This is a genomic window from Streptomyces sp. NPDC054866 (assembly GCF_053610745.1).
In genome coordinates, this window is sequence record NZ_JBSGZA010000001.1 from 1,164,660 (window position 1) to 1,183,586 (window position 18,927).

16 protein-coding genes and 4 pseudogenes are annotated in these 18,927 nt (G+C 71.4%); 6 read left to right on the top strand and 14 right to left on the bottom strand.

Annotated elements, in window-relative coordinates:
• The first annotated feature begins 142 nt into the window (after nt 1–142).
• On the top strand, nt 143–328 hold the full coding sequence (locus ACWGI2_RS04920) for a hypothetical protein (protein WP_453694696.1): 186 nt from the start codon (nt 143–145) through the stop codon (nt 326–328).
• A 114-nt stretch (nt 329–442) separates the two neighbouring features.
• Here ACWGI2_RS04920 and ACWGI2_RS04925 read toward each other — a convergent pair.
• The 14 genes and pseudogenes from ACWGI2_RS04925 to ACWGI2_RS04990 form a co-directional block, all read right to left on the bottom strand.
• A pseudogene (locus ACWGI2_RS04925) lies at nt 443–1,090 on the bottom strand (caspase family protein); the annotation flags it as partial.
• Nucleotides 1,091–1,100: 10 nt separating this feature from the next.
• Nucleotides 1,101–1,454, bottom strand: coding sequence for an effector-associated constant component EACC1 (locus ACWGI2_RS04930; RefSeq protein WP_453693932.1), 354 nt, complete (start codon nt 1,452–1,454; stop codon nt 1,101–1,103).
• A 146-nt stretch (nt 1,455–1,600) separates the two neighbouring features.
• Nucleotides 1,601–1,723 (bottom strand): annotated as a pseudogene (locus tag ACWGI2_RS04935) (IS5/IS1182 family transposase); the annotation flags it as partial.
• Between the two features lie 149 nt (nt 1,724–1,872).
• Nucleotides 1,873–2,031 (bottom strand): annotated as a pseudogene (locus ACWGI2_RS04940) (LysE family transporter); the annotation flags it as partial.
• A gap of 125 nt (nt 2,032–2,156) precedes the next feature.
• A complete protein-coding gene (locus tag ACWGI2_RS04945) occupies nt 2,157–2,927 on the bottom strand; it encodes a hypothetical protein (protein WP_453693934.1) in 771 nt (256 codons plus the stop codon).
• Nucleotides 2,928–3,178: 251 nt separating this feature from the next.
• Nucleotides 3,179–4,018, bottom strand: a complete 840-nt coding sequence (locus tag ACWGI2_RS04950) for an extensin (protein WP_453693936.1) — start codon at nt 4,016–4,018, stop codon at nt 3,179–3,181.
• Nucleotides 4,015–4,941: an NlpC/P60 family protein gene (locus ACWGI2_RS04955; RefSeq protein ID WP_453693938.1), complete on the bottom strand. Its 927-nt coding sequence runs from the start codon at nt 4,939–4,941 to the stop codon at nt 4,015–4,017. Before ACWGI2_RS04955 ends, ACWGI2_RS04950 begins: the two co-directional genes overlap by 4 nt.
• A 2-nt stretch (nt 4,942–4,943) precedes the next feature.
• Nucleotides 4,944–5,915, bottom strand: coding sequence for a replication-relaxation family protein (locus tag ACWGI2_RS04960; protein ID WP_453693940.1), 972 nt, complete (start codon nt 5,913–5,915; stop codon nt 4,944–4,946).
• A gap of 24 nt (nt 5,916–5,939) precedes the next feature.
• Nucleotides 5,940–8,336: a type IV secretory system conjugative DNA transfer family protein gene (locus ACWGI2_RS04965; protein WP_453693942.1), complete on the bottom strand. Its 2,397-nt coding sequence runs from the start codon at nt 8,334–8,336 to the stop codon at nt 5,940–5,942.
• Nucleotides 8,333–10,162 carry a VirB4 family type IV secretion system protein gene (locus ACWGI2_RS04970; protein ID WP_453693944.1) on the bottom strand — a complete coding sequence of 610 codons (1,830 nt, stop codon included), beginning with the start codon at nt 10,160–10,162 and terminating at the stop codon, nt 8,333–8,335. Before ACWGI2_RS04970 ends, ACWGI2_RS04965 begins: the two co-directional genes overlap by 4 nt.
• Nucleotides 10,162–11,067 (bottom strand): PrgI family protein, encoded by a 906-nt coding sequence (locus ACWGI2_RS04975; RefSeq protein ID WP_453693946.1) that lies wholly within the window; start codon nt 11,065–11,067, stop codon nt 10,162–10,164. Before ACWGI2_RS04975 ends, ACWGI2_RS04970 begins: the two co-directional genes overlap by 1 nt.
• On the bottom strand, nt 11,064–12,752 hold the full coding sequence (locus ACWGI2_RS04980; RefSeq protein WP_453693948.1) for a hypothetical protein: 1,689 nt from the start codon (nt 12,750–12,752) through the stop codon (nt 11,064–11,066). Before ACWGI2_RS04980 ends, ACWGI2_RS04975 begins: the two co-directional genes overlap by 4 nt.
• Nucleotides 12,753–13,150: 398 nt before the next feature.
• On the bottom strand, nt 13,151–13,678 hold the full coding sequence (locus tag ACWGI2_RS04985) for a pilin (RefSeq protein ID WP_453693950.1): 528 nt from the start codon (nt 13,676–13,678) through the stop codon (nt 13,151–13,153).
• A 175-nt stretch (nt 13,679–13,853) separates the two neighbouring features.
• Entirely contained in the window at nt 13,854–14,609 is a 756-nt protein-coding gene (locus tag ACWGI2_RS04990; protein WP_453693952.1) for a hypothetical protein, read from the bottom strand.
• A 332-nt stretch (nt 14,610–14,941) separates the two neighbouring features.
• Between ACWGI2_RS04990 and ACWGI2_RS04995 the strand changes: the two genes are divergently transcribed.
• From ACWGI2_RS04995 to ACWGI2_RS05015, 5 genes and pseudogenes are all read left to right on the top strand, one after another.
• Nucleotides 14,942–15,652: a hypothetical protein gene (locus tag ACWGI2_RS04995; RefSeq protein ID WP_453693954.1), complete on the top strand. Its 711-nt coding sequence runs from the start codon at nt 14,942–14,944 to the stop codon at nt 15,650–15,652.
• A gap of 11 nt (nt 15,653–15,663) precedes the next feature.
• Complete coding sequence (locus tag ACWGI2_RS05000) at nt 15,664–16,644, top strand: TRM11 family SAM-dependent methyltransferase (RefSeq protein WP_453693956.1); 981 nt, start codon at nt 15,664–15,666, stop codon at nt 16,642–16,644.
• Nucleotides 16,631–17,188, top strand: a pseudogene (locus ACWGI2_RS05005) (DNA cytosine methyltransferase); the annotation flags it as partial. The gene ACWGI2_RS05000 and the pseudogene ACWGI2_RS05005, both read left to right, overlap by 14 nt.
• 507 nt (nt 17,189–17,695) lie before the next feature.
• Complete coding sequence (locus tag ACWGI2_RS05010) at nt 17,696–17,953, top strand: hypothetical protein (protein ID WP_453694697.1); 258 nt, start codon at nt 17,696–17,698, stop codon at nt 17,951–17,953.
• 226 nt (nt 17,954–18,179) lie between these two features.
• Entirely contained in the window at nt 18,180–18,872 is a 693-nt protein-coding gene (locus ACWGI2_RS05015) for an excisionase family DNA-binding protein (RefSeq protein WP_453693958.1), read from the top strand.
• Nucleotides 18,873–18,927 lie beyond the last annotated feature (55 nt).

The window sequence follows — 18,927 nt, forward strand, 5'->3', positions numbered from 1 at the left end:
GGAGACTGCCCCCGCGCGTGGCGGCGGCGATAGGGGGCTGAAAGCCTGGTCGGCCCTCGGTCCATCCAGCGTGTGAGCTGTCTGCCTGTCCGGCAGCGCTAGGGCCCTTTGATTCATCGCGACCGTCGCGGCCCTCGTGGGCATGAGTGAGGAGAAGGGTGCGCGCGGCTTCGGCCACCACCGCGATGTCGGTGTCGGCTACCTGGGCAAGGGCTTCGCGGGCGGTGACTTCCTGGGACGGATGGCCACTGGCCAGCCAGCCCCCAAGGGCGGCCACAGCGCCGAGTCGGATGGCCGGGTGCGGGTTGTCCAAGCCGCTGCGTACTGATGCTGGAATGGGAGACGGGGCAATCGAGGGAGGGGTAAAGGCCGCATTGCGTGCGAAGGCCAAACGGCCCACTTGATTACGACCCAGGGATTGCGGCTCGGGCCGTCCCCTACTCCTCAGTAGAGCGCGCAGGCGGTCGAAGACCGTGTCCAGATCCAGTAGTTCGGGTCCTCCTTCGACGCCGGTGCGCAGCACTTCCGTCAACCCCGCGGTAAATGCCGTGAGCGGATCCCCAGGTGGAGCCTGCGCCACGGCAGTTTCCGCAGCGGCGGCCAGAACGTAAGTACCGTCGACTTCTGCAAGATCGACCACATAGCCGGACTGAGAACCGAAAGCCCGTGCACTGTAGCAGCAGTCAAGTATCACGATTCGGCGGCTCGCAGGGCTACGCTCGACCGCATTCCTGATCCACTCGTACGGGATGGCTGTGTCATGGACAGATGCTGGATCGCTGTCCGCCACTGCCAGGTGTAACTGCCCACCGGAGTCGAGCAGTCCATGGCCGGCGTAGTAGACCAGCAGGGTGTCGGTTGCCTGGGATGCGGCTTCCCGCACCAGTCGTGATGCGGCCCCCGGAGAAACGGGATCCAATAGCGACTTGCAATTATCTGTAGGCAAACCCCATGCATTTGCCACAAGTTGCTTGGCAACGACCCTCATATTGCCTTCGACAGCCGAAAGATCCTCCAGCATCTCGAAGGTGCTCGCACCGAGCAATGCCACGCGGGAATCTGCCGGGCGGGGGAGCCTGTCCGACGTCATCGCCGTGATCTCAAAGCTCGGGGTTGAGTAGCTGGCGCATCAGTTGTTGCTCCACTTCAGGCGCAGCACCTGAAATGCTCACTTTGGTGCCGTCGGGGCGTTCAACCGTCACGGTGGGGTGCTGCGCTCGCGTAACGCGCCAGTTGGCGAGGCTGACGCCGAGAGAAGCCATACTGAAGCCACTGCTGAGTACGAGCGACAGAATGTCGACGGCCGAAGATTGCTGGCCGGCCATTGGTGGCTTCGACGACGCCAGTTCCGCTAGGGCGCCCCGCCGCACCGTCCTGTCGGTCATCAACCAGTCGTAGAGGGAACGCAATTCATCCTCGGCCGAACCTTCACCAACGCTGATCACCAAGCGCATGCGTCCCCCGAACGTCCTGGCAGGTCTCCCCGCAGGTGGTTACAGAGTAGATGTCTGCCATCTGCTGAGCGACGCAAACGCTGTGACTCGTCCTGCGGGAGATTGCCCCCTGCTCCCACAAGGGTTGCCCTGCGCACAGCAACCACGTTGACGTTCGCGGCCGTCGTGATGAGCTTGAGCGGGGCGCCACGGCCGTCGCAGATCAGATGGTGGCTGTTGCCCGTCTTCCGCCGGTCGACCGGCGACGGGCCGGTTTTGGCGCCCCCGGCACATCAACAAGATCGTGTTGCGAGCTCCACGGACAATCAAACTTGCCATTGCCTACCAGGCCGCACTCGCGTCCGTTTTCATCTGGATTCGGTGCTGAGCAGGTCGCCTGATCCTGACCTTCGGGGCGCCCGTTGGCGAAAGCCAGCCTGATGCCGAAGGCGCCGATGACGGTGCCGGTGATCCGGTCGAGCAGACGGCGAACCTGGGGCTTGCGGAGCCACCCCTGCAAAAAGCGAGCGAAGCCGATGAGGACGGCGGACCAGAGCAGACCGCTCAGAATGTGCACCGTGGTGAGCAGGAGGCCCAAGGTGAAGTGGCCGTGATGTGCGCACTTGCCAAGATTGTTCGCGCGTGGCCATACGTGCCGCAGTGCGCGACGGCGGGTGCCGCCCCGAGCGACGACGCTCGGGGCGGCACCCGCCGTAGGGGTGGCTACTGGGCCTTTGACGGTTCAATCCCTGCCAGCCGATAGGTGCGGGGCCGTTCGGTCACCTGCTCGCTGATCCCCTGCCTGGTCAGAGTGACCAGGGCGTTGGCGATGGCTCCCGAACTCTTCTCGATCACGCGGCTGATCCTGGTGGCGGTGAACGCCTCGGCCGGATGGGCTTGCAGGTGGTCGATGACCATCTGGCGCAGGCCGCCGGGAGCTAGCCGCGCCCTGTGCCCGATGGGGGCGGCCATGCGTACGACCGGATGCTCGGCTTCGCGGGCGCGGGCGTTTGCGGCTTCGGCATCCTCGCCCTCGTCGGGGTCTTCCGCGTCGTCCGCTACGTCGGCCTCCGCAGGGGCGGCGGGAGTGACGCCCTGCGGAATGTCGCTTGGGTGGGTGATGGTGACGGCGGCAGGCGTCGGGACGGTGGCTTCCGTGTCTGCGCCGTCCTCGTGCGGCTCCGAGTCCTCCTCTGTCTCCGTCTGCTGCTCCCGGCACGCGCCGATCGGAGCGGGGTCCCAGCGGTCGGGGGTGCGGCGTGCGCCCTCGTGGCCGCCGGGGGTGCGGATGGCCAGGCCGTGCTCTTCGAGGGTGACCAGGGCCTTTCCAGCGGTGGAGCGGCCGAGGCCTGCGGCGAGGGCGAGTTGGGCGCCGGTGGTGCCGGGGGAGGCGACGAGTTCGGTGTAGATCGCGGCGGGTGCGCCCGTCAGGCCGGTCAGTGGTTCGGGGTCGGGCACGGGGTGCAGGGTGCGGGTGTTGTCGGTGTTGGACATGGTGGGGCCTCGGTTCCGTGTGAGCGGTGGATGGGGCCCCGGCCGGGGATCAGCGCCAGGCGCTGTGGTGTCCGATCCGGCGCGTGCGCATCGCGGAGTTCCGGTCGAACGCGGCCTTGGTGACAGCGAGTTCAGGGGTTCTGAATTCGTGGCCGTCGGCCGGTACGACCATGGACGCTCTGGACCCGGCGACAAGTCAAGCGGCAGCGATCCATCGGGCCGATCGATCGTGATGCGGGGATCGGTGCTGGTCATGAGAGCGGGGGGTCGCTGTCGGGGCGGCGGATGAGGAGCTGGGTCTGGATCTGACGGGCCCGGTCCGGGCCGATGTGCAGCTGGGTGCGCAGCCGCCAGATGCTGGCCGGGCGGCCGGTTGTCGCACGGGCGGTGTCATCGATCGCGGTGGCGCGTGCCCACGTGTCGCCGTCTGCCGCCCGAGCCGGGTTTCCTTGGCGGGCGGGTGCCGTCGGAGGGGCGGAGGGCGTGTCGTCGCCGGACGTGGGCTGCACCGGCGCCGGGCCGTCGTGGCCCCGTTGATTCCGGAGTGTGACTGGCACCGGCTCGGCGGGGGGTGAGGGTGATGGTTCGCATCGGATGGGATCCGGTCTGGGGCCAGTCGCGGTGATCGCCCGATCGGCGTCGTCGATCGGGAGCAGGAGCGGGGCGATGGTGCGGCGGTAGGCGGCGATCGTCTCGGTGAGCAGGATCAGCAGGATGGTCGGTACGCCGTGCAGGAGGATGCCGGCGGGGTCGGCGTGGGTCGGCCAGCCGATCTGGCCGTCGGGCCAGATCGAGGTCCAGGTGTTCATCAGGGTGGCGGCGGTCGCTGTGAACCAGCGCAGGGCCGCCGACCAGGCCGGCGGGTCCAGGCCCCAGGCCGCCAGGCGTGCGTCCGCGTACAGGACCGTGGCCAGGGCGAGGGCCACCATGGGGTCCAGCAGGATGGCGATGCCCAGGGAGACGCCCCTGCTGGTGGCGAACAGTGTCACGTTGACCGCGGTGAAGACGAGGGTGAGGACGGCGACGCCGGCCAGGGCGCGGGTGAGGGCGGTCAGCAGGGTGTGGGCCTGGGCCGGCGTCGGGTGCGTCACCGAGAGTCCTTGCGCGCGGTGGGACGCGTGGCGCCGTGGTAGTCGTGCCAGCGGTAGTCCTCGATGCGCACGACGGAGTGGCTGTTCGGTGCGTTGATCATCTTGTTGTCGCCGATGTAGAGGCCGACGTGGTGGAGGTTGCCGGGGCTGCCGTAGAAGACGAGGTCGCCGGGGAGCAGGGGCTGTCCGGTGCCGACTTTGGTGGTGGCCTGGTACTGGGTCTGAGCCGTGCGGGGCAGGGAGATGCCCGCTTTGGCGTAGGCGGCCTTGGTCAGGCCCGAGCAGTCGAAGCCGCCGTCGGCCGGTCCGTTGCCGCCCCATCGGTAGGGGACGCCGAGCTGGGAGCGTGCGTAGGCAACTGCCTTGCCTGCGGAGCCGGTTGCCGGGGCTGCGGCGGCCTCGTACTCGTCGGCGATCTTGAGGACTTTGTTCACGTACCAGTCGGCGTGGTTGTAGTGCCAGATCGCCCGGCGCAGGTTCTTGTTGTTGCGGGCGCCGTTGGCGCACAGCAGGCGGGCCGCGGCGTAGACGGCGTCGACCGGGTCCCAGGGGGTGGGCGGCTTCTTCCCGCCGGGCGGTACGGGGTGGGCGTAGGCCTTGAAGGTGGAGGGCAGGAACTGCATCGGTCCGACCGCGCCCGCCGAGGAGGTCATGGTGGGGTAGCGGCCGTGGTCGGTCTCGACCTTGCCGATCGCCGCGAGCACCGTCCAGGAGAGGCCCGGGCACTCCGGTGCCGCCCGCTGGTAGAGCGCGAGCATTTTGGGCGGGATGTCGGCCAGCGCGTGCTTGCTCGGGCTCGCCGACGCACCGCTGCTGCCGGCCATGGAGCCGCTGAGCAGGGTGGCGGCGATGACGGCAACCAGCAGCGGCAGAGCCAGGATTGCGCATCCGGCCCCGGCGGCCGTTCTGGCCAGCGCGCTCACGCTCAATCCCCGGGAGTGGGAGGCCGGGGCGGGATGGGGCGCCAGGGGAAAGCGGTGTGGCGGCCGGGGGTAGCGAGCGCTGCTTCGGGGGTGAGGGCCGGGACGAGGCCGGGCCAGTGGATCGCCAGTTGGGCCGGGGTGAGCCGGGTGGCCGGGGCGGGGCCCAGGGGGAGCCAGGCGGCGCCGTCCGGTTCGGCGAGCTGGGTGTTGCCGGTGGCGATGGGCAGTTCGAGGCGCTCGGTGCTCTCGGCGAGGCGGTGGCGCAGGGCGGCTTCGCGGCGGGCGGTGGCGGTGTGGAGGAGGAGGGGGGTGCGGGTGCCGGTGGTGGCGGCGAGGGCGGCGTAGCCGGGGAGTTTGGCCTCGACGCGGGCGAGGTTGTAGGAGCCGGTGTCGTACTCCAGGAAGAACGGCAGGAGTTGCCCGTCAGTGGTGTGGTGGGCGTAGGCGTCGGGGCGGATCCAGTCGCCCCACAGCCGGGTCGCGGAGCGTTCGGAGAGCCACTCCACCAAAGCGCCTGTGGTGGCGAGGCGAGTGAGGAGGGTGTTGACGCCCAGGGTGTGGTCCAGGATGGGGGAGAAGGCGACGCGGGTGCAGTGGTCCTTGCGCCAGCCGGTGGCGGCCAGATCGCATCCGGCGCGGGCGGCGAGGAGTTCGGCTCCGGCCCGTCCCAGGGCGTAGTGCTCGGGGGCGGAGCCGCTCTGGCGCAGGGGGCGGAAGGAGTCGACGACGCCCAGCAGGTAGAGCTCGCGCAGGCGCCGGTTGGCGGTGCGGTGGCCGGTGAAGGCGAGTGCGGTGATGTGGTGCGAGGTGAGGACCTTGTGCTCGTGGAGCATTTCGATGAGCCACAGGTCGCGCGGGGTGAGGCGGGTGGCGAGCCGGGAGAGGTCGGTGCGGGCCCGGTCGGGTGGGGCGGGGCGGCGTCGGCGGGAGGCCGCGCGCGGGACGTAGCCGGGGTTGGAACTCGTCGTGGGCATGACCTACTCCTTCGGTGGCTGGGGTTAAAGGGGCAGGTAGGTGGAGCGGCTGGTGGTGGCGCCGAAGTGGTCGGCGGCAGCGGCCCGCAGTGCGGTCGAGCGCCCGGCCACGGGCGGGGGAAGGGGGCGGGTGGTGAGGGTGAAGGCGGCTGTTTCGGCGCCGTCGGCCAGGAGGTGGGCGGCGGCCTGGTAGGGGCCGAGGTGGGCGAGGTCGTGCGCGCCCAGGGTGGGCAGGGTGTGGCGTTCCAGGGCGTTCGCGTCCTCGGGGGAGGCGTTGAAGAAGACCTTGTTGCGGGCGTTGGCGGAGATGCCTTCGCGCAGGTCGCGGGGGAGCTGGGCGAGGTGCTGGTGGGCCAGGTTCATGGATAGCCGGTAGCCGCGGGCCTCGGCGAGCATGTCCTCCAGCGGGTAGGGGAGGGTAAGGAAGTTGTGCGCCTCGTCCACATACAGCGCGGCGTCGATCCGGTCGCGTTCGGGGGTGCGGGCGCGGGCCGCGGCGGCCTGCCAGGTCTTGGCAACGATGAACGAGCCGAGCAGCCGGGTGGTCTCCTCGCCCAGGGCGCCCTTGGGCAGGCGGGCCAGGAGGATGCCGCCGTCCAGGACGTCGGGCAGCTGGAAGGTCGACTCGCCCGAGGCGATGGTCTGGCGGGCGAAGGAGCGCAGCAGGAACGCGCGGAGCTTGTTCATGATCGGGCCGATGACCGCGGCGCGGGAGGGCTCGGACAGGGCCTCGTACCAGATCCAGAAGCCCTTGAGGACGGGGTCCTTGATGGTGGGCATCATGCGGATGCGGTAAGCGGGCTCGCCCAGCAGGCGGGGGATGTCGGCGAGGGTGACCAGGCGGCTGGTGACCTGGGCGTGGCGCAGGAGGGTGAGGCAGGCGGCGCGCATGATGTCGTCGGTGCGTGGGCCCCAGAAGGCGGCGAAGATGCGGCGGAAGATGCCGGTGATGTTGTCGACGACGACGTCGATGTCGCTGCCGTCCAGGACATTCAGGCAGGGCGGGGTGTGGGTGTCATCGGGGTCGATGAGTACCAGCTTGTCGGCGCAGGAGGGCGGCAGGCGGTGCAGGAGGTCGGCGACGAGGTCGCCCTTGGGGTCGATGACGATCGCGCCCCGGCCCTCGCGCACGTCGTCCAGGACGAGTTGGCCGATCAGGGTGGACTTGCCGGAGCCGGTGGCGCCCATCAGATGCAGGTGATGGCGGGCATCGGGGACCGTCAGCCCGACATCCCGGCGGGCGCCGGTGTCCGAGGCGCCGAGTGGTTTGACGCCGGGGCCGGGCTGCGGCACGGCAGGGGGTGGGGCGATGGAGCGGGCGCCCGCGCGGGCCAGGCCGGGAGCGTCCGGGTCGGCCGGGAGGTGGGCCAGGGCGGCGAGTTCGGGCACCGAGAGCAGGTCACCCCGGTGGCGGGGGAAGCGGCGGGCACTCAGGGCCGGGTGCGGATCGCGCAGGCGGTGGCGTGCCAGCCAGTTGCGGGCCGCGTACAGGGAGAAGGCGGAAGCCAGGGCATGGGCGCGACCGCGCAGCCGGGCCTCGGCAGCCTCGGATTTCTGCGGCAGGGCGATGGCGTAGCGGAGGCTCACCTCCCACTGGGGGCCGGTGAGTTTGCCGACGCTCTGGCGCACCTCAACGCCGTGCGAGGGGTCGGTGGCGGCGGGCGAGGTGCGCTGCGGTGCGTGGGCGAACAGCCGGAAGAGGGCGGAGAGGCGGGGTGCGGTGTGTCCGGCCTTCAGACGGCGGGCGCTGCGCCTTGTGCGGCGCAGCCGGGCGCCGGTCGCGGGCCGGGCGAGCAACTGCACCAGCGCGTGCTCGCCCTCCGTCATTCCGGTGGCCGCCTGGAGCAGGGCGCGCAGAGGATCGTCCTTGTGGTCGGTGCGCAGCGGCAGCACCTCGGGCCGGGCGAGGCGCAGAGCGCCGGCGGTGCACCGGTAGTCGGCCGGGAAGGGTGGTGTGGCGTCGGAGAGGGTGGTGTGGGCGCCGGGCCAGGCGGCCTCCACCGCGCGTCGTACGAGGGTGGTGGGGGTGGAGCCGGGCAGCCAGAGCCGGATGGTCAGCCCGCCGGTGTCCCAGGCGTATTCGAAGCCGACGTGTGGCTGGCCGTGCAGCAGGCGTTGGTGCCAGGGGCGCAGCAGGCCGGAGAGCTGGGCCCAGAGCACCTCGCCGCCCTTGCCGGGCACTGTGGGCGGGGCGAGGATCGTCACCAGCCGGGCGCCCTCGGCGAAGGCCTGCTGCCGCCGTTGGCGGACGGCGGTGCGCCCAGCGACGAATGTGGCAGTGGTCAGTGCCGTGCCGGGTGTCAGCCAGGGCCAGGCGTCGGCGATGGAGTCCTCGCCGCGGTGCAGCAGGGTGTGCCAGAAGTGGTGGGGATCGGTCAGCAGGGTGCCGAGCAGGCCGCCCGGGCCAGCGGTGGCGCTCACAGCTGGAGTCCTGTCAGGTCGGGCAGCCCGTAGGGGTCGCTCGCCTCGTCCCGTACGGCCTGCTCGTCCGCCTCGAGCTCGACGGGGTCGGTGGTGATCAGATCGTGCTCGCTGGTGGCGGCGACCGGCGTGAAGGAGATCTTCGTGCGGCCCGACAGCAGGAGCGCGCAGCCCCGGGGAGCGGACAGCAGATGATGCCGCTCGCCGCGCGAGAGGCGGAAGGCGGCGGCGATCTGGTCGATGGCCTGCGGAGCCTGCCGCATGAGCACCTGGGTCGCGGCGTTGGTGACGATCGCCCGGCCCAACTCGCTGGCCAACACGTCGTCGGCGTCCTGGGTGACCACCGCCAGACCGGTCCAGTACTTGCGGGCGGCCTTGGCCATCCGGAACAAGAAACGCGCCCCGTGCCCGTCGCGCATCAACAGCCACGCCTCGTCGACCACCACCAGGCGCCGCTTGCGGTGGCCGGAGTGGGCGACCTGCCGCCAGATGGCATCGAGCGCCAGGAGCATGCTCGCCGTCTTCAGCTCGTCGGGCACCTCCCGCAGACAGAAGACGACCAAATGTCCGGCGGGGCGGGTGGTGGTCGGACCGGAGAACAACTGCCGATGGGAGCCCTCCACGTACGGATCCAGGCGCACGGCCAGTTCGCCCGCGGCCGGCTCGGTCATCGCGGCGAGCTGGGTGGCCAGGTCGGCGAGCAGCGGCGCGGGGCGGGTGAAGGTGACGGGATCAGTGGTGATCCCGGCGTGGTGGTAGGTGGCAAGGACCGCCCGGTCCAGCACCGCCCGCTCGGCGGAGGAGAGTTCGCCGCCCAGCAGGACGGCCAGGAAGGTGTGCAGGAACAGCACGCGGCGGGCAAGCGCGTCCTGCTCGCCGCTCGTCGTCGGCGGCAGGTCGAAGGGGTTGAGCCGCACGGCGGGATCGCCGAGACGGATGACGGTGCCGCCGACCGACTCGGCTAGGGCGACGTACTCGTCCTCCGGGTCGATGACCATGGCTTCGGTACCGGTGAACAGCTGCCGCAGCAGTTCGAGTTTGGTCAGATACGACTTGCCGGCCCCGGAGCGGGCCAGGGTGATGGAGTTGTAGTTGTCCTGGGCGAAGCGGTCCCACAACACCAGTGACCCGCTGGAGGTGTTGATGCCGTAGAGCACGCCGCCCGGGGCCAGCGCGATGTCGGCGGGCAGGTCGGGGGAGGCGAAGGGGAAGCAGGCGGCGAGGGCTTCGGTGTCGAAGGTGCGCCGTACCTTGAGGGTGTCCAGGCCCAGGGGGAGGGTGGCCAGCCAGCCGGGCAGCGCCCGGTAGGTGGCCGGCGCGGTCGCCACCAGGAGCGAGTCGGCGAAGGAGCGGACCGAGGCCACTTCGTCGGCCAGATGCTCCTCACTCTGGCCGTAGACGGTCATGTACAGGCCGAGGCGGAAGAGCTTCCCCTCCCCGCGCGCGATGCGGTAGGCGAGTTCACTCGCGTCCGCGGCGGCTGCTTCGGTGTCCGGGTCGTCCAGGCGGCCGTGGTCGGCGCCGGTGCGGCGGGAGGATTCCAGGCGGGCCCGCTGCTTCTTGAGCTGCTGGGCGGCCAGTGAGCTGGGGACCGGTTCGATGTGCAGGGCCACGTCCAGGCGGCCGGGGTAGGTGAGCAGCGGGTCCAGCCAGCCGGGTGCTACTTCGGCCGGGTAGCCGGTCACCACCAGGGTGGCGGCCAGGTGCCCGCCGACGGCGAGCGTGCGGGCATGGACTTCGAGCCCGTCCGGTCCGTGCTGGGCCAGCACGTCACGGGCGTCGACGGAGGTCTCGGGCGTGGAGTTGCGGCGCAGGAGTCGGAGCATCACACACCTGCCAGGGGCGCGGCGTCGGGGTCGGCTGCCAGCCGCAGTGCCTCGGCGGCGGCCGGTGCCTCCAGTGCCGAGACGGTGATCTCGGCGGCCTCCAGGACGCGGGCGGCCTCGGTGAGGCGGTGGCCGGCCCGGGCTGCCCCGGTGGCCGAGGGTTCGCGGGCCACCAGCAGGACCTGGCGGGTGAGCAGATCGCGCTCGGCGGCCAGCTCGTCAAGGAAGGCGGCGTGGCCGAGTGCTGCCCGCTCCAGCGCCGGGTGGGGGAGGGCGGGCGCGGTCTGGGCCAGCTCGTCGACCAGCGGAGCGATCTCAAGGCGGTGGGCACGGATGAGGATCTGGGTGGGCCCGGTCAGGGAGTTCAGCCAGCGGGCGAACGCCTCGGTCAGAGCCTGCTGTTCACCGCCGGTGCGCAGGTGGAAGTTGATCGTGCTGCACACCGCCAACGCCGCCCGGCCATCCGCGGCGAGATCCAGCGTGCCCGTCTCGGCGACCGCCCGGCACGGCGGACGCAGCGCCGCCGGTTGCCGAGACGTCTGCTTCTTCCAGGGGGCGGGCGTGATGGCGGGCAGCGCGGGGACGCCCTCGGGGGCGGGCACCTGCCGCTTGGGTGCGGAATGGAAGCGAAGGGCGGCGAGCAGGAGTTGATCCATGCCGATGCCGTCGCGCCGCCCCACCGCGACCACGGTCACCAGCAGGGCTACGGGGGAGACGAGGGCCACGTAGGCCAGAGGGGCCATCAGCGGGCGGCTGGCCCCGTAACCGCCGTACAGCACGAGCGCGGTCACGGCCAGGATCGCGGTCTGCCGCGCGGTCAGCGGCCCGAGAATATGGTCTTCACGCGATACGTCGGCGGGGATGCGGGCGGGGGTGACGACGTCGTCGTCGGCGGGTTCGGTCATGGCGTGCGCCTCCGGGGGGTGCGGGGCGGGCAGAGCGGTTCCAGGGGCAGGCGCAGTTGCACGGGGCGGGCGGGGCGTACGCGGACGCGAGGGGCCGGGATGGGCAGGGCGAGCTGTCGGCGGCGGGGCGCAGGGGCGCGTGCGGTGGGGGTAGCGGGGGCGGGCGTGGCTGGCGGAGCGGGGGTGGCCGGTAGAGCGGTGGGGAGTACGGGGCTGAGGCCGGGGCCGGGGCGGGGGACGTGGGGAGCGGCGATGGGGAGCCAGGTCTGAACTGGGCGGGGTGAGTTGGCCGGTATGCGGTTGGCGGGGATGGGCAGCGCCAACTGCTGCTGGCGCCGCGCCTGCGCGGGGTGAGGGACGGCAGGTGGACTCTGCGCCGGTCGCGGGCGGGGAGCAGCGCGCTGACCTGCGCCCGCACGTCGACCCGGGCCAGCTCCCCGGCCGCTGCCGGGTCGCGCTGGGGCGCCAGATCCGCGAGGTGCGGCGGGAGGCGTGGCTGGGGTGGGTGCTGGGGGAGACGGCGGGGCGCCGACTGCGGGTCCTCCACCTGCGGCGGGCGGACCTGCCCCTGCGGGCTGGGCGCCACCGGGGCGAGGGGCGCGGCGAGGAGCAGCACCTGCGGCTGCACCGCCGGGCCTGGGCCGGGGTGGCCTGACGCCACCGCCACCGCCACCGCCACCGCCACCGCCACCGCCACCGCCACCGCCACCGCCACCGCCACCGCCACCGCGGCCGCGGCCGGGCCGCGGGCCGCCTCTGCCGCGCGGGCCGCCGCCTCCACCGCCGCCCGGAGGGATGCCACCACCCCGCCTGGGTCGGCGGGCGGCACCTCCACCTCCGGGCAGGTAGCGGCCCATCAGCTGATACATGGCCAGTTGCCGCAGCATGCGCACCGGCGCCGGGGCGTGCGGCTGCTGAATCGGGCTGCCGCGCAGGACGACTTGGAGAGTCCAGCCGGGAATCTTGAACAGCACCCAGAACAGGGCCACTCCGGCCAGCAGCGTGCCCAGCTGATCGGCCTTGGGGATACCGAGGGCGGTGGCGCCGGGGGCGAAGAACAGCTTCAGCGCGAGGATGAACGTCATCGACTGTGCGATCTGGATGACCAGACAACCACCCAGGCCCCGCCACCACAGCCGGGCGACGGGATCGGTGAGCGGGTGGGCATGGCAGGCCAGTGCCAGCGGCGCGAGCACCGCGAGCAGCGCCATCAACGCGACCCGCACGATGAACCCGATCAACACCGCGACGATCAGGACGAGTTCGACGACGGCGAGCAACAGCAGATAGATCGCGATGCCGGTAGGGCCGAACATGGCGAAGGGCAGGGCCCGTTCGATAAGTCCCTGTCCGGCGTCCGCCATGTCCGTACCCATGATCGCGTGGGCGAGGGAGTTGCCCAGCCTGATCGTCTTGCCCATGACGGTCAGCGAGGAGGCCGCGGCGGCGATGCCCAGCAGCAGCCGCGGGGCGATCTGTTTGAGGGCGTAGCTGGTCTGTACCGTCTCGTGGCCCATGACGGTGACGCCGCCCGCCGTCACGAACAGCACGTAGATGCCTGCCGTGATGCCCATTGAGGCGGTCCACAGCCGCTTGATGTCCGCGTGCTTGGTGACGTCCGGGGCGGCCAGCAGTGTGTCGGCGATCAGTTCCCGCAACGGCTTCATGGCCTCTTCGAGGAGCATGCCGAGGAACGCGGTGATTGCGTTGATGACCAGGCCGGGGAGGTTCAGGAGGTTGCCGAAGAATCCCTCCGCATTCGGATCCGACGGAGTGGCGGGCGGTGTCGGCCCTGGTGTCGGCTCCGGACCTGAGGGCCGCGGCGGGGGCTTGGGCTTTCCCGGCGAGGGGGATGGCCCGGGGGCGGGTTCCGGCCGGGCGGTGCCGGGCCCGGATTCCGGCGGCGGCACTACCGGACCGGGCTGCGGCTGTGGTTGCGGCTCCGGCTCCCAAGGAGCAGCGGGTGCATGCGCGATGGCTACCGGAGGCGCGGCGGCGTGAGCGGCCGGCACAACGGCAAGGACACCCGTGGTCAGCAGGAGCGCGGGAAGTAACAGGGCGCGCACGAGACAGCGGGCACTGATCATTGCCCCGCCCCGGCGCCGACGATGCCTTTAAGGACGGTGACGATGACCGGTGCCAGGATCGCCAGGCCGTAGCCGACCGCGGCGGCCCGCAAGGCCCGCTTGGCGGACTCGACTTCCCCCGGATCGCCCCCGGCCATCAGGTAGCGCAGCCCGCCGAAGGTCAGGAACAGGGTGGCGAGTGCGGCGAGGATCCCGACGATCCAGTTGCGCAGGTTCGTGATCACCTGCGGGATGGTCGCCACCGCCCACGAACTGGGCGGGTCTGCAAGGAGAGTGCACGTTACGAGTACGAAGACGAAGAGCGCCCGGGCCGCGCCGTGGAGCAGGCGACGCGGACCGGGGCGGAGGGCCCCTGCCCGCAGCCGGGATGACGGCAGAGCACGCACGAAGATCACCTCCAGCAAGGCAGACAGGGGAGAGAGGGAGACGGCGCCTGTGGCGCCGGACATGAGCCGAGACAGGTCCCCGGGGGCCGGACAGGCCTGCGGCGGCGCACCACCTCCTTGTGCGGGAGTGGGGCGCATCGCGCGAGGGGCAAGGGTTTTCGGGTGTCAGCACGAAGCGCCGAACCCGGACCCCAGGGACCTTCGGTGAGACGAAAGCTCAGCCAGGCGCCGGCGGCCTCGTGTGCTCTCACTCCCTTAAGGAGAAAAAGCCGGCCGATCGTGCCAGCAACCCGACGGAGCTACCTACCCCGTCTCACAGCTCGTCTGCGATCAGGGCCTGCGCGAGGCGCTGTTCGGCGGCTGAGCGGCGCCGGAACATCGCGCGGACGCTGATGCCCGCACCGTTCGCGCACTCCTTCGCGCTCTGCCCGTCCAACCGTGTGGCGGCGATCAGCTCGGCCTCCGCAGACGTGATGACCTCGGCCCGGGCAGCGCGCTCCAGGACCACGTACGCCTGCGCCTGTGATCCGGTAGCCAGCGGCTGCCCGACCGTGCCCTCGTCCAGCGGCAGGGGGCCAAGACGACGGTCGCGCTGCGTGGCGTAGAGCAGGCGGTGGGCTGCCCGGTCGCCGGCCCGCACCAGCTGCAGCCCGATCTCCTCGGGCATCTCGTCCGGTGTCAGAACGGCGAGCTGCTCGATGACCGCGGTCAGGACCTCCTGCTCCAACTCGCCCCTCTCCAGCTCCCGGAGCCGGGGCAGCCGGGCCATCGCCCGGCGCAGTACGGGCACCGTCATCGCGACAGCGACCGTGCCCCACGGCTCGCCGAACGTGAGACGGCGGCGCACGATTTCGGCCCACACCTGTGCCCGTGCGGTGCCAGGAGTGGAGGGGTGTGCCATCCGGGCGCGGACGAGGTCGACCGGCCAGGCGGCGCCCGGCTCACTTGTCGAGAGCAGTGCGGCCGGCAGGGTCAGCGGGCGCGGGGCTGAGGCCAGGTCCAGCAGAGCGGCATCGACCTGGTCGAACGGGGATACGGCGGAGGGCGAGACGGAGGTGGTGCGGTGCATGAGTGGGCTCCTTGCCGGCGACGGCGAAACGGGACGCCGCCCATCGCGCCAGGCCGCTCTGCCACCACCGCGCCACCGGCTCGCCGCGCCTTCGTCACCGCCTCGCCCTCGGTCTGCCATCCCCTGGAATTCCCGTGCCGGATGAGCCGCTGACCAGCACCTTCACCCACCACCACGCGGCCAGAAAATGCCCGGGATGACCCGTTGGCTCCCCTGCGCGGTCCTCTTGGCCTCCTCCACGCGACGGTGCGGATAGCCCCATGACGGATCGGGCGCTGACCAGCATCTTTACCGGCAGGCGGCACGAATAGCCGGGATTTCCTCCTTAAGAGGTGTCAGTACGTAACCACCAGCGCCCGGCCCGCGGCGGCGCACCCGCCATGACCCACTCCCGCCGCAGCAGTTCCTCCACCCGTCGAGGCACACCCGCACCGCTCCCGACGACGGTCTGGCTCCCCGCTCCCGACGACCTCGCCGATACCCCGGCAGGACGGGTGCTGCCCGACTGGGCCATCGACAAGCTCCGCGCCCAGTTCACCCGCAGCTCCGGTGAACGGCCCGCTCCGCTCCTGCGCTTGGAGATCAACGACACCGGAGCTGGGATGGACGCCCGCTCCCGCTGCACCCCACACCGCGACACGGACGCCGGAGCGGGCGGCAACGCCCGCTCCTCGGTGATCCTCGCCGAGCTGCACCCCGACACCCTGCCCTGCGCACCGCTGCACAGCGACTACGGGCCCGAGGAACGCGGCGCGATGGACGACGGCTGGCCCGGCTTCTTCCACCGGGCCCACCGCCTACTGCGCGCCGACGGCCTGCTCCTTCTCGCCACCCGACAACGCCGTGACGCCGGGCACCTGAGGGACCCGCTCGGCCTGCTCATCGCCACCGCCCGCACCGCGGGCTTCCGCTACCTCCAGCACATCGCGGTCGTCCACGGCCACGCGATCGAGGCCCGCATCGCGCCCGCGCCACCCGACGCCACCACGCCCGAGCTGATCCACTCCGACCTCATCGTGCTGTCCGCCGTCCGCGCGCAGTAAAGGAACGCCCCGTGCCGAACTCCCCCTCGGTGTGGAACACCGCACCCACCTCCGCCCCCGCCCAGCGCGCTGATCGCTACGTGCCCGGCTCGGCCGCCCACCCCGCCAAAATGCTCCCCGCCATCGCCCGCCACGCGATCACCACGTACACCGAGCCCGGCGGCCTGGTCCTGGACCCGATGTGCGGCATCGGCACCACCCTGATCGAAGCCCTCCACCTCGGCCGCCACGCCCTGGGCACCGAGTACGAACCCAAGTGGGCGCAGCTCGCCCAGGCCAACCTCCGTCACGCCGAACGCCAGGGCGCCACATGCTCCGCAGCCGTCTACTGCGGCGACGCCCGCCAGCTCACCGCCCACATCCCCGCCGCGTTCCACGGCCTGGTCGACCTCGTCATCACCTCCCCGCCGTATGGGGCCAGCGTGCACGGCCAGGTCCGCTCCACCCGCGAGTCCGGCGAACGCGGCGTGACGAAAAGGGACTACCGCTACAGCAGCGACCCCAACAACCTCGCCCACGTCGGCCTTGAAGCCCTCATGGAGGCCTTCACCGACATCCTCGTCCAGTGCCGCCACGCCTTGCGCCCTGGAGGCCACGCCGTGATCACCACGCGTCCCTGGCGCGATCGCGGTGAACTCATCGACCTTCCCTCGGCCGTTCTCGCGGCAGCCGAGACCGCCGGGCTCATCCCCGTGGAGCGCAACATCGCCCTCCTCGCCGGTATCCGTGATGGGCACCTCGTCGCCCGTCCCTCGTTCTTCCAGATGAAGAACGTCGGCGACGCCCGCCGCGCCGGCCTTCCGCTGGCGCTGATCGTGCACGAGGACACCCTCGTCGTGCGCCGCCCAACCGCGCCCCCGCCTTCTCTCTCGCCTCGCGAGCGCGGACACTCGGCCAGCCCGCAAGGTCGGCGGACCAAGCCGACCGCCACGGCCACCGTCCGCACCCGCATCCGCACCTGCACGGCGGGGGCCCGCGATGGCCGCCGCTGAGCTACGGATCGGCTCGCTCTACAGCGGTGTGGGCGGCCTGGACCTCGGGGTGCAGAGCGCGTTCGGCGGCCGCGTCGCCTGGCACGCCGAGAACGACCCGCTCGCCCTCCAGGTCCTGGCCCGGCACTGGCCCAAGACGCCGAACCTGGGAGACATCCGGGCAGCGGACTGGAGACAGGCCGAACCCGTTGACGTCCTCACCGCCGGCTTCCCCTGCCAGGAGCTGTCGGTGGCCGGGCCGCGCACCGGACTCGCCGGTGTCCGCTCGGGTCTGTGGCAGTACGCCGCCGAGGCCATCCACATCCTGCGACCCCGCCTGGTGGTGATCGAGAATGTCCGCGGCCTGCTCTCAACTCGCGCCGGAACAAGCCCCCTTCGCCCACTGGAACCCGGTAACCCGCCGCTGGGAGACACGCCCCCACAACCCTCCATGCGGGCGCTGGGAGTGCTACTCGGCGACCTGGCCGACCGCGGGTATGACGCAGCATGGCGCTGCGTACGCGCAAGTGACGTCGGTGCCCCGCACCGGCGCGAGCGGGTCTTCATCACCGCCTGGCCCACAACAGCGCCCCCAGCGCGTTCTGTTGAAGACGCCGACGGCGAACCTCCGTGTGATCGGCGGATCCCAGCACCCTGCCAAACGCAAGGCGGGCGGACATGGCCCCACGCTTGCCGACGAGGTCGAACATCTCCTGCCCACCCCGACCGCCAGCGACGGTGCCAAAGGCTCCCCGAACCAGCGCCACGGCAACGGCTGCCTCACCCTGGCCTCTACCGCGGCGACACTCGCAGAGCCGCATATCGCGACGGGTGCTGCCCCAGCGCATCAGGCTGTCGCGCCAGCGTCCAGCGCCACCCGCACGGCCACCGGGCATGGCTTCACCCCGGCGCAGGAGATCGAGCGCCTGCTACCCACCCCGACCACGTCGGACGGGAGGGGCGGCGCGGGCACGACTCCGAAACGCAAGGGCGGCATGAACCTACGAACGGCCGTCACTCACCTGCCTCTTGGTGGGGCGACTACCTCCCGGCCATCCGACGCTGGGAGCAAGTGACCGAACGCGCCGCGCCCATGGCCACCGTGCCCGGCGCGCGCCGGCTATCCGCCGAATTCGTCGAATGGATGATGGGCCTGCCCGAAGGGTGGGTCACCGCCGCAGGCCTCTCCAGAGCCGCCCAGCTGCGCTTGCTCGGCAACAGCGTCGTACCCCGGCAAGCCGCCTATGCCCTGGGGACTCTGCTGCCTGACGGTTGTCCGACGCACGCGCCAGGGTCAAACGCCGGTCGACGCCCCGGAGACGAGGCGTGACCCCGGCAGCACGCCCCCGCGCCAGACCCGGTGGTCGGCGTTCGAGCCCGGCCACGTACGCACGCCGTGCACACGCCGCCGTGCGCGCATTGCAGACCGCCGCCCGCAATGCGGGGAAGGACAGGACTGCCAGCGCAGCGTCAGCACCTATCGCAGCGCCCTGGGACCACGTCGCGGGGAATCGGGCGTCTGCCGTGGTCCTGCACGCTCGGCCTCAAGGCAAACGATGAGCCGCCCCGGACGGAGCAGCCGAAAGAGCACCCCGACACCACGGGGTGCAGAACCTTCCGGCACCGGCACCAACGGTCAGCGAGCTCAGCGGCGGGTCACGAGCCGACGCGCGAAGCGCGAAGACCTGCACAACATCCTGCGGCTGTCACCGGCTGACCAACTGGAACAGCCCGCCGCTCACCGTTCACCCGCCCACCCCGCATCAGGAGAACCGCCCAGTCCCGGCAAGCGCGCTCGCAAGAAGCCGCCCCCCGCCCCGACGGAGGAACCGTCCACCATCGGCGCCTCAGCATCTCCACCCGTTCTCAGCAACGCTTCCACCCCGGAGCACGAAGCCGGATCCCGCACCTCCCCACTCAGACAGACAACCCCACCACGAATCGACGCCGGGCAAGCCCAGAATTCCGATCCCGACGAGTCAGCCGACGCGCCTGGCCGATTGCAGGACGACAGCAATCCGGGCCTCCCAAGCCCTGACACGGAGGCCAGCACCCCGCGCCTATACACACCCGAACAAGCCGCCCGCCTGCTGCAGGTGCCCGCCTCCTGGCTCCGCAAGAGGGCAGCGGACCACGCCATCGCGCACACCCGCATCGGCCGCCACCTGCGCTTCTCGACCGCTGATCTGCACGCGCTCGTCCACGCAGGTCAGCATCCACCCGCTGAGCCGTCCACCGACCCGTCATAACGCCACCCGTTCGGGTCGAGGTGCACCCTGTTCACCGATCGCGGCTTCCGCTTCC